The organism is Blautia sp. ZXY-1-B12 (assembly GCF_056339915.1).
This window is the reverse complement of sequence record NZ_JBWJVP010000279.1, coordinates 1-8660: the sequence shown is the minus strand read 5'-3', so window position 1 is coordinate 8660 and position 8660 is coordinate 1. Positions and strand designations below refer to the sequence as shown.

General features: G+C 41.4%; 8 protein-coding genes and 1 pseudogene. 4 read left to right on the top strand and 5 right to left on the bottom strand.

The window, feature by feature from the left end; translation table 11 throughout:
- Positions 1–305, bottom strand: a pseudogene (locus AC075L_RS19755) (uroporphyrinogen decarboxylase family protein); the annotation flags it as partial.
- A gap of 427 nt (positions 306–732) precedes the next feature.
- On the opposite strand from AC075L_RS19755, the gene AC075L_RS19750 reads away from it, so the two are divergent.
- The 3 genes from AC075L_RS19750 to AC075L_RS19740 all read left to right on the top strand — a co-directional run bounded on the left by AC075L_RS19750 (position 733) and on the right by AC075L_RS19740 (position 3197).
- A complete protein-coding gene (locus tag AC075L_RS19750) occupies positions 733–1659 on the top strand; it encodes a serine hydrolase (RefSeq protein ID WP_227194445.1) in 927 nt (308 codons plus the stop codon).
- Positions 1660–1705: 46 nt separating this feature from the next.
- Positions 1706–2674, top strand: a complete 969-nt coding sequence (locus AC075L_RS19745) for an SH3 domain-containing protein (RefSeq protein ID WP_055153314.1) — start codon at positions 1706–1708, stop codon at positions 2672–2674.
- Between the two features lie 76 nt (positions 2675–2750).
- Positions 2751–3197, top strand: a complete 447-nt coding sequence (locus AC075L_RS19740) for a phosphate-starvation-inducible PsiE family protein (protein WP_008705419.1) — start codon at positions 2751–2753, stop codon at positions 3195–3197.
- A gap of 165 nt (positions 3198–3362) precedes the next feature.
- Here the strand turns inward: AC075L_RS19740 and AC075L_RS19735 are convergent, their stop codons facing one another.
- A complete protein-coding gene (locus AC075L_RS19735; RefSeq protein WP_022380451.1) occupies positions 3363–4493 on the bottom strand; it encodes an Ldh family oxidoreductase in 1131 nt (376 codons plus the stop codon).
- 401 nt (positions 4494–4894) lie between these two features.
- Here AC075L_RS19735 and nudC point away from each other — a divergent pair, with 401 nt between their 5' ends.
- Positions 4895–5743 carry an NAD(+) diphosphatase gene (gene nudC, locus AC075L_RS19730; protein WP_119253976.1) on the top strand — a complete coding sequence of 283 codons (849 nt, stop codon included), beginning with the start codon at positions 4895–4897 and terminating at the stop codon, positions 5741–5743.
- A gap of 149 nt (positions 5744–5892) precedes the next feature.
- Here the strand turns inward: nudC and AC075L_RS19725 are convergent, their stop codons facing one another.
- The 3 genes from AC075L_RS19725 to AC075L_RS19715 form a co-directional block, all read right to left on the bottom strand.
- Complete coding sequence (locus AC075L_RS19725) at positions 5893–7044, bottom strand: DnaJ C-terminal domain-containing protein (protein ID WP_476388055.1); 1152 nt, start codon at positions 7042–7044, stop codon at positions 5893–5895.
- Positions 7045–7169: 125 nt separating this feature from the next.
- Positions 7170–7637 carry an Hsp20/alpha crystallin family protein gene (locus tag AC075L_RS19720; protein ID WP_118330446.1) on the bottom strand — a complete coding sequence of 156 codons (468 nt, stop codon included), beginning with the start codon at positions 7635–7637 and terminating at the stop codon, positions 7170–7172.
- A 185-nt stretch (positions 7638–7822) separates the two neighbouring features.
- Positions 7823–8290, bottom strand: a complete 468-nt coding sequence (locus AC075L_RS19715) for an Hsp20/alpha crystallin family protein (protein WP_055054114.1) — start codon at positions 8288–8290, stop codon at positions 7823–7825.
- Between the last annotated feature and the right edge of the window lie 370 nt (positions 8291–8660).

Sequence of the window (8660 nt, the reverse complement as noted above, 5' to 3'; positions counted from 1 at the left end):
TTCACCATATCCCACTGATCCTGGGTAAATTTCAAAGACGGTGCATGTACATAGTCTTTCCAGTCTTCAATATCCTTTACCACGATCTTGTCAGGAGTATGTACAGGAAAAGAACCCGGAACTCCTTTCGGGAAAGTATTGGTTACCCCCCATGCATTCACTACATTTTCCTGACCCGGCTGAAGCAGCGGGTTTGCAAACATAAACGGATGAAAAAGAAGCTGTACTGCTTCATACTGATTAACAAATCTGTCAGGATTTCCGCCTTTTATAACTTCCAGCATATTCTGTTTCGGTGTTAACATATAATCTACCTCCTCATGCAATATGAAAATGCCCCCACATTCCCACATTGGTTTGTTTAATTTGTCGTTCTTTATCTCGTTTCTGATGATTTTATTGTAGCATTTATACAATCCAAAATATATAATCAGATATGCGGATTTTTCACGCCCGTATTCCTACAAATTGTATGAACGCATCTCAAGTATTGTGCCAACAGTAACCGGCAGCCATATAATAAATTTTAAGATCAACCGTAAATACACTTGTAACACAACTCTAAACACTGTATAATTTTGTACATACAGATATCAGATTTTAAAAACCATTTGTGCCTGCACAATAAGACTTTTAAACCTGATTTATCTAAACATGAAGAAATACGGTTTATATAACAGATCAACAGATTCCGAATGTGTTACAGTAAATATTTAACAGGTGGTGAACGCAATGTTTTCAAAAAAATTATTAATACCTCTGCTATCGCTCAGCCTTCTTGTTACTCCTGCATACAGCAGTCATGCTGCTGAAAATACAGAGGCCGCGGAAACATCCGTAGAAGGTCAGGGAATGCTTTCCCCTTCTTCATCTTCAGAGAGTTCTGAAAGCGTCTTTAACGGTTCCGGGGCAGGCACATCTTCAGAACCGGTCACAGATGAGAAACTGGAGACAATTTTAAAACAGGTTCAAAGTCAGCTTCCCGCTGAAAACGGAACCTGGGCTGTTTTCATATCCGATCTTGTAAATGGAACCGAGGGCAGTCTTAATGATCAGAAAATGCAGGCTGCAAGCCTGATCAAGCTCTATATCATGGGAGCTGTCTACGAGAATTATGATCAGATAACCGGACAATACGGCAGGGATTCTGTAGACTCCAATCTGTACTCCATGATCACAGTCAGCGATAATGATGCAGCCAATACCCTGACAACTTATCTTGGCGGCGGCGATTCCGCAGCAGGTATGCAGGCTGTCAACAGTTTCTGCCAGGCACATGGCTATGACCAGACTCACATGGGACGTATGCTCCTTGCCAGCAATGAGAATGATGATAACTACACATCTGTAGGAGACTGTGGTCATCTCCTGCAGGAGATTTATAAACAGGATACATCCGGCTACACCCATGCCACTGATATGTTTAATCTGCTCAAGGCACAGACACGCTGTAACAAAATTCCCGCACAGCTTCCGGAAGGAGTCAAAACCGCAAATAAAACCGGAGAACTTGACAACGTGGAAAATGATGCCGGAATCATCTATGATTCCAAAAATGACGTAGTAATCGTATTTATGTCCCAGAATCTCTCAAGCGCCGGTTCCGCACAGAATACGATCGCTACCTTAAGCAGAACGATTTACGATTACTATAATTAAATAATGTACTCTCAGAGTACATAATAACCCAAAGGAGGGATTCACTATGAAAAAAAGAAAAAATATTGCAATTCCCATGATTCTTGCAGCTACGATTGCTGCTGTATCTGTACCCTGCAGCTCACAGATCGTTATGGCATCTGACACTTATCAGGTAGGTGTAAGTAAAGGGTATCTGGCTCTGCGCTCTGCCATGGCTTATGATTCCTCCAACGAGATCGGCGAGCTGTATTCCGGTGATACTGTTGAAGTTACAGAATATACCACCAGTGATTACTGGTACGTCTATTCTCCAAAACTGAACAGATCCGGATACGTAAATAACGATTACCTGTATTTCCTCTCATCACAGCCGACAAGTTCGTCCGGTTCTTATACTGTCAGTGTTGCCAAGGGTTATCTGGCTTTGCGTTCTGCAAAGGCTTATGACTCTTCCAACGAAATCGGACAGTTATACTCCGGTGATACTGTAACAGTTTCTGACAGCAGTGATCCTCAGTACTGGTATGTCTATTCTCCGAAACTGAACTTATCCGGCTATGTAAATAAAGATTACTTATATTACAGTGGCGATACTGCTGCCAGTGCACAGAGTTCTTCCGGAGATTCAAGGACTGTCAGTGTTGCCAAGGGTTATCTGGCTCTGCGTTCCGCAAAAGCTTATGATTCCTCCAATGAGATCGGACAGCTGTATTCCGGCGATACAGTTCAGCTTATCGACACCAGCGATTCCCAGTACTGGTACGTTTACTCTCAGAAGTTAGGAAAAAACGGATATGTAAATAAAGATTATCTGATTGGCGGAACAACCACATATGCCACCAGAACAGTCAGTGTTGCTACCGGTTATCTGGCTCTGCGCTCTGCAAAGGCTTACGACTCTTCCAACGAGATCGGACAGTTATATTCCGGCGATACAGTTCAGCTTGTGGATACAACTGATGCACAGTACTGGTATGTTTACTCCCAGAAACTCTGCAAATATGGTTATGTAAATAAAGATTATTTATATTAATCTTTTTCGTAACACTATAAACAGTTACGCTTCTTTACATTCACCATATACAACAAAACAGAAAGGACTCACAGTTATGAGCCCCAAACGACAGGTTAACCATAACATTCGTAAACACTTTAACACAATCATTTACAATATTTCACGTTACGCGGAAATTGCTCTTTCTATGGTAATTCTGCTGGTGATCGCACTGGCAGGCTTCCGGCTGATCATGGAGGTTGCAGATACTTCTGTTATGTCCATGGATACAGAATTTTTCAGCACTTTCCTTTCCCAGGCTTTGTCTCTGGTAGTAGGCGTGGAATTTGTAAAAATGCTCTGCCAGCATTCCGCACAGACAGTTGTTGAGGTTCTGATGTTTGCCACAGCACGTCAGATGGTAGTCGAACACCTCGGGCCAGCAGAAACTCTTCTTGGCGTACTCAGTATCGCAGTTCTGTTTGCGATCCGCAAATATCTTATGACAGACAACGATGACATGAATGCTCATAACTGTCCGAAGAATACTGAAGAAAATTAAAGAAAACAAAAAACTGCATATCAGATACAATCTGTAAATTCTACCGGTCGTATCTGATTATGCAGTTTCTTTTTATTTCCACATGCTGATAAACGGGCGTCTCAAAAAAAGTAATTTTATATGATATATTCTATAGTTATGGTTATCAGCATGATGGGCGCTTATTTAATAATTACCACTAAAGAACTTACTGTCCTTCGGCAGTTCATAGCCCTTGAAGTAAGAGCCAAAATCAACCTTCAGATAATTGCAGAGGTTGGCAAGCTCAACCATTGTGTTGTCATTTACAGGAATGCCATTCTCTCTACGCTCTTTTTCTGCAAATACTTCCTTCTCACCATGAGTATAAATCTGCTCTGCGCCTTCTGCCTTTGGACTCTGACGAAGAGTTTCCAGATATTCGGAAAAATGTGCCCTGATATCATCTGCATTTCCGAAGATTGCGGGATCAATGGCAGCAAATCCATGACAGATACCTGTCTTGTCTTTAAATGTACAGCATTTATCAGAAGTAACACCCATGGAAAAGATGGAGCTGAAAATCTCGCAGAGCATTCCATAACCGTAACCCTTATGACTTCCGTTTACCTCTTTATTACCGCCAAGTGGCATGATTCCGCCGCCCTTCTTGGCAACAATATTGGCAAGTACATCCGGGGCATCTGTGCTTTCCTGACCATTTGCTCCCAGAGCCCAGCCCTGTGGAAGTGGTTTTCCCATCTTATTATACATTTCCAGTTTTCCTCTGGTAACTACTGTTGTGGAGCAATCAAAAAGGAATGGATAAGGTTCTGCCGGCATTGCCACTGCAATGGGATTGGAACCAAGCATTGCTTTTCGTCCAAAGGTAGGTACCATGATTGCTTCCGAGTTGGTACATGCCATACCAAGTAAGCCCTGTTTGGAAGCCATTTCCGCATAATATCCTGCAATACCGAAATGATTGGAGTTTCTTACAGATACAAATCCAACACCTGTTTTCTTCGCCTTCTCAATAGCTTTCTCCATTGCAAAATGGGAAATCAGCTGTCCCATACCGTCATGTCCGTCGATCACTGCTGATACAGGTGTCTCAAATACGACCTCAGGTTTCGCATCCGGATGGATGGTTCCCTTCTCAATTCCTTTATCATATCTTACCATTCTCTGCATTCCATGGCTTTCAATCCCGTACAGATCTGCGGTAAGCAAAACATCCTTGATGATATTCGTCTCTTCTTCATTAAAACCAAATTTACGAAATACGTCGTGGCAAAAAGTATTTAATGTGTCATAACTCCATTTTACATATCCCATAACTGTAAAATCCCTCCATTCAAGTATTACTCATTTCGTTTTTGGTATTACCAATTTGTTAAGCTGATTATACCACTCTCATTTTCAAAGTGCAATACGTTTTTTATTTTTTTCAGTATTTCTTATGTTACTGTATTACTGTTCCCTGGTAATATCCCGAGGCATGCAAGCCAAAATGTTACCGTCCACTCCGTTCACAGTAACATTCATTCCAGATTGCCTGTAGCAATTGGACATCTTCTCTTGTTTTTCTAAAACTGCCGTAATATACTATGTACAGGCAATCCTGCCTGCAGGATTGCCTGCTCATTTAATAATAATAGATTACTGCTCACTTCCGCACCTGTAATATATTTCACAGAACAACTCTGCGACGGCAGTAACAGAAAAGGAACATTACTATGATTCAGGATATCGCACCACACACTTACCACAACGAATACAAACCTTCTACCCCGGATAAGAACAGTTTTATCCTTGCCTACGAAAAAGGCAGTATTCTTCTTCCACATCAGGAACGGGAAGCAGATATTTATTTTCCACGTTTTCAGGATCTGGAGGAAAAAGTTTCAGATCTCTACAGCAAGTATATTTATCTGTTTTCTATCGATGATCAGCGTTTCTATCTGATCCCGGAATTGGATACCTCTCTGCTTCCGGACTATGAATTTCAGGATGTACGGATTCTTCGGACAGCCCGGCCACAGCATCTGGCATTTGCAGGAGTTACAGGACATCAGCTTTTCCAGTGGTACAGCAAGCGCCGGTTCTGCGGCTGCTGTGGAAAACCAATGCTGCACAGCCAAAAAGAACGTATGATGGAATGCCCTTCCTGCGGCAATCAGGAGTACCCTGTCCTGTGTCCTGCAGTAATCGTAGGAATCACAAACGGAGATAAAATCATTCTTTCCAAATATGAGGGCCGCAGATTTAAGCGTTACGCCCTTATCGCAGGCTTTGCAGAAATCGGAGAAACCATTGAAGAAACTGTTCACAGAGAAGTAATGGAGGAAGTTGGCCTTAAGGTAAAGAATCTCCGCTATTACAAAAGCCAGCCATGGTCCTTCAGCGGTACCCTGCTTTTCGGATTCTTCTGTGATGTGGACGGCGATGATACCCTGACCGTTGACCATGAAGAGCTCTCCATGGCACAGTGGGTAGAACGTGATAAAATCCCGGATCAGGGCAATAATATCAGCCTGACCAAGGAAATGATGATGCTCTTCCGTGATGGAAAAGAACCCAGATAAACAATATTCTATATCAGAAAAAGCTCATAGAATATTTTTCCCTATTATGCTAAAAGGATACATACACGGTAATGTTACTGTGCATGTATCCTTTTCGTTTCTCTGTAAAATTGCTTCACTATATTCTCAAAAATATTTCTGATTACTCTTCACGCCGCACTCCCGCTGCCAAATCCACGGCTTCTGTGGCTTCCATTACATTCCTGCTCAAATTCTTTCAGTTTCCGTCTTGCTTCCGGTGTCAGATTTGTCGGAACTTCAATCTGTACAGTTGCATATTCATCACCGTGTACCGACGGATTATTCATTGCAACGATACCTTTGCCTCTCAGACGTATCTTCGTTCCGGACTGAGTACCCGGTTTAATGTTACAGAGAACATCACCGTAAATAGTGTGAACCTTCGCCTCACCGCCAAATACTGCTGTTGTAAATGGGATATTTACAGTTGTATAAACATCTCTGCCTTCCCGTTTATATCCCGGTTTATCCTGAACATTTACTTTCAGAAGCAGGTCACCGGCTTCACCTCCGCCAACTCCCGGATATCCCTTTCCTTTAAGTCTGATAGATTTACCGGACTCAATACCAGCCGGGATATTGACTTCATAATTCTGGACACCACCGTTGCTGCTCTGCAGGCGAATAACCTTCTTTCCACCGAAAGCAGCTTCATCAAAGCTGACAGTAACCTCTGCATGAAGATCCTCACCTTTACTGCTGTAAGAACCACTAAAGCCCTGACTGCGGAAATCACTTCCACCTGTACCAAAGCCACTGCCGAAGCCGCCAGTTCCATTGCTTCCGAATCCACCAAAACCACTTCCATGAAATCCACTGCCACCGAAGCCGCTGCTTCCAAAACCATCGGATGATTTACTCTTCTTAAATCCACCACCAAAGATGCTCTTCAGGATATCATCCATATCTTCGCCATTCTCAAAATGATATTCATGATAACCATTGCCATCACTGTACGAGCCATGGAAACCGCCGCCAAAAGGATTGCCCTGTGCTCCGCCAAAGCCACTGCCAAAAGGACTTCCCTGTGCGTTTCCATAATTACCGGCACCTTCTTCAAAAGCAGCGTGGCCAAACTGATCATACAGTTTACGTTTCTTCTCATCACTCAGAACATCATAGGCTTCATTTACTTCCTTAAAATGCTCTGCTGCCGAAGCATTTCCCTCATTACTGTCCGGATGATATTTCTTTGCCAGTTTTCTGTATGCTTTCTTAATCGTTGCTGCATCTGCGTTTTTGTTCACGCCAAGAACTTCATAGTAATCTCTTTTCAATATCATCACCTTCCCTCATAAACACATTCTAACGCAATCATTCCTGACTTCATATTTCTGCAATCCTCATTATGCAAACAACGGGAAGCCAAAAGATTTGACCTCCCGTTGCTGTAACTTAACATCTATTATCCTTCAATGGAGATGCTGTGCTTCTGTTCCACTGCTGGCTTTGCTTCTTTCTTCGGAACAAATAATGTCAGGATACCATGTTTGAATTCTGCTTTGATGTCGTCCTGATGTACTTCTTTACCTACATAGAAGCTACGACTGCAGGCACCTGAATAACGTTCTCTGCGGATATAACGTCCTGTCTCTTTTTCCTTCTCGTCTTTATCCAGGCCTTTCTCTGCACTGATGGTCAGATAACCATTTTCAAGTGCTGCATGAACTTCATCTTTCTTAAATCCTGGAAGATCTACAACCAGTTCGTATCCGTTATTCATTTCCTTGATATCAGTTTTCATTACATGATTTGCTTTATGTCCATAAAGTTTCTTCTCTGCATCTTTCATTGCTCTGTCATCATAATAGAATGGGAAATCTCCAAAAAAGTCATCAAATAAATTTTCTCCAAAAATACTAGGCATTAACATAAGTCATATCTCCTTTTCTAATATATTTTATATATGTCAAATCTGTTCGCCAGATTTACTTTCCAAATCTATCTTTACAGGCTTTTTCAACCTTTTATCTTCAATCTTTTAGTGTAAGCTTTTATTTTTATATCTGTTTTTAATATCTGGCTGACCCTTAACGGGTCAGTCAGAATATTTATTCATCAGCCTTCAATGGCAATTGTTTTCTTCTGTTCTACTGCTGGTTTTGCTTCTTTCTTTGGTACAAATAATGTGAGGATACCATGTTTGAATTCTGCTTTAATGTCTTCTTTCTCAACTTCTTTACCTACATAGAAGCTACGGCTGCAGGCACCTGCGTAACGTTCCTTACGGATATAATGTCCTGTCTCTTTCTCCTGCTCATCTTTGTCCAGACCTTTCTCTGCACTGATAGTCAGATAACCATTCTCCAGATCAGCCTTTACTTCATCTTTGGTAAATCCCGGAAGATCTACAACCAGTTCATAACCTTTATCAGTCTCCTTGATATCGGTTTTCATTATGTGGCTGGCTCTGCGTCCGTAAAGTTTCTTCTCTGTATCTTTCATTGCTCTGTCATCATAATAAAATGGAAAATCTCCAAAAAAGTCATCAAATAAATTTTCTCCAAAAATACTAGGCATCAACATAAGTCATCTCTCCTTTTCTATACCGTCCATCTACATGTGATGGACTCTCAGTTATGTATCTTTACCTTGTTTCTTTGGAACTTAGGTTATCAGGAATCTCATAGAACTTATTTCTTTGTTCTCTTTTTGTTCCCCTTCCTTTGTTCTAGCTGTAATATAACACTTATTATTAGCACTGTCAAGAGGTGAGTGCTAATTTTTTTGTGAAGAATTTGTGACCCTACGAGCCATGCAAAATGACAAAAGTTTATACCACAGCAGTCACAGTTTCTGGCAGGTTCATTTTAGACATCTTATTCTCCACATGAAACTTCTCTGCAATATGATTATCTTCTGTTTTTATATATTATTACCATGAATTTGCATTGTT

Coding starts and splice junctions, on each gene's coding strand:
- AC075L_RS19745 (WP_055153314.1), top strand. CDS start 1,706: ATGAAAAAAAGAAAAAATATTGCAATTCCCATGATTCTTGCAGCTACG.
- nudC (WP_119253976.1), top strand. CDS start 4,895: ATGATTCAGGATATCGCACCACACACTTACCACAACGAATACAAACCT.
- AC075L_RS19720 (WP_118330446.1), bottom strand. CDS start 7,637: ATGTTAATGCCTAGTATTTTTGGAGAAAATTTATTTGATGACTTTTTT.
- AC075L_RS19740 (WP_008705419.1), top strand. CDS start 2,751: ATGAGCCCCAAACGACAGGTTAACCATAACATTCGTAAACACTTTAAC.
- AC075L_RS19715 (WP_055054114.1), bottom strand. CDS start 8,290: ATGTTGATGCCTAGTATTTTTGGAGAAAATTTATTTGATGACTTTTTT.
- AC075L_RS19735 (WP_022380451.1), bottom strand. CDS start 4,493: ATGGGATATGTAAAATGGAGTTATGACACATTAAATACTTTTTGCCAC.
- AC075L_RS19750 (WP_227194445.1), top strand. CDS start 733: ATGTTTTCAAAAAAATTATTAATACCTCTGCTATCGCTCAGCCTTCTT.